Raw genomic sequence first — 1,329 nt, forward strand, 5'->3', positions numbered from 1 at the left:
TGTCCGAACCGGATAGATAGGTAACAGAATGGACCGATAGCATGGGTGACAGTTTTCTTGTCCGCCGGGAGGACCGGCGATGGTTTGGCGAGAAACTGGGATCATGGACGAGCGGCTACGGTTTGTTGTGGATTGCCTTTCGGGTGAAGAGACGATGATCGAGCTCTGTGCGTCTTATGGGATATCGCGCAAGACCGGCTACAAATGGCTTGGACGCTATCGCGCGTTCGGCCCGGAAGGTTTGCACGATCTGCCTCGCGCGCCGCTCAATCACGGCCGGGCGACGGCGCTGGACCTGGTGGAGCGGATCGTTGCCGCCAAGGAGGTGCATCCGCTGTGGGGGCCAAAGAAGATCGTGGCGCGTCTCAAGCGCACGGCTCCCGAGCTGGTTTGGCCGTCGGCCTCGACGGTGGGCGCGATCCTTGCACGGCACGGGCTTGTCGGCGCCCGCAAGCGGCCACGTCTGCGAGCCTGTGGCAACGGACCGTGGCCGGAGCCGCAAGGGCCGAATGCGGTGTGGACTGGCGATCACAAGGGGTGGTTCCGGACTGCCGACGGGTGGCGCTGCGATCCGTTGACGGTGATGGATGCCTCGAGCCGCTACCTTCTGGCGCTCGAAGCGACGGGCTCGACGGCGGACGCCGAGGCCTGGCCGGTGTTCGAGCGGCTGTTTGAGGAGCATGGCCTGCCGGATCGCTTCAGAAGCGACAATGGCTCGCCCTTCGCGTCGGCCGGCGTCACCGGGCTGACGCCGCTTGCGGTGCGCTTCATCAAGCTCGGCATCACGCTGGAACGGATCGCGCCCGGCAAGCCACAGCAGAACGGTCGCCACGAGCGCTTCCATCTGACCATGCTGCCACTGGCCAAGGACCCGGAGGCCGACAGAACGGCTCAGGGCCGGGCCTTCGAAGCCTTCCGGCGCAGCTACAATGAGGAGCGTCCGCATGAGGCGCTTGCCATGGACACTCCAGCCCAGCATTACCGCCCGTCGCAACGAGCCATGCCAAGGACGCCACCCGAGCCCGATTATCCGCAAGAGGCCGCGGTTCGCTGGGTGCGCCACAATGGCGAGATCAGGTGGAATGGCGGCTTCGTCTATGTCTCGCAATCACTGGCCGGCGAAGCCGTCGCGGCCACCGAAGCCGAGGACGGCCAATGGGCACTTACCTTCCATGATTATCCGCTTGGCATCATCGACACCAGACGTATGAAGCTCGTCCGCCGCAGCGCCGCGCCAACCAAACCGCTTGGCGCTGCGGCGGATGCATAGGGGGAGAACTGTTACCTATGTATCCGGTTCAATCTGTTACCCATCTATCGGCTGGACAC

At 64.3% G+C, this 1,329-nt stretch carries 1 protein-coding gene; it reads left to right on the forward strand.

The window, feature by feature from the left end; all coding sequences use genetic code 11:
- Nucleotides 1-79: 79 nt before the first annotated feature.
- A complete protein-coding gene (locus tag EN861_RS34230; protein ID WP_135867834.1) occupies nucleotides 80-1,270 on the forward strand; it encodes an integrase core domain-containing protein in 1,191 nt (396 codons plus the stop codon).
- Nucleotides 1,271-1,329: the final 59 nt, after the last annotated feature.

The organism is Mesorhizobium sp. M8A.F.Ca.ET.218.01.1.1, assembly GCF_004791165.1.
In the GTDB taxonomy this organism is placed as follows: domain Bacteria; phylum Pseudomonadota; class Alphaproteobacteria; order Rhizobiales; family Rhizobiaceae; genus Mesorhizobium.

Excerpts from the sequence above, each read along its gene's own strand:
- EN861_RS34230 (WP_135867834.1), top strand. The coding sequence starts at position 80 with ATGGTTTGGCGAGAAACTGGGATCATGGACGAGCGGCTACGGTTTGTT.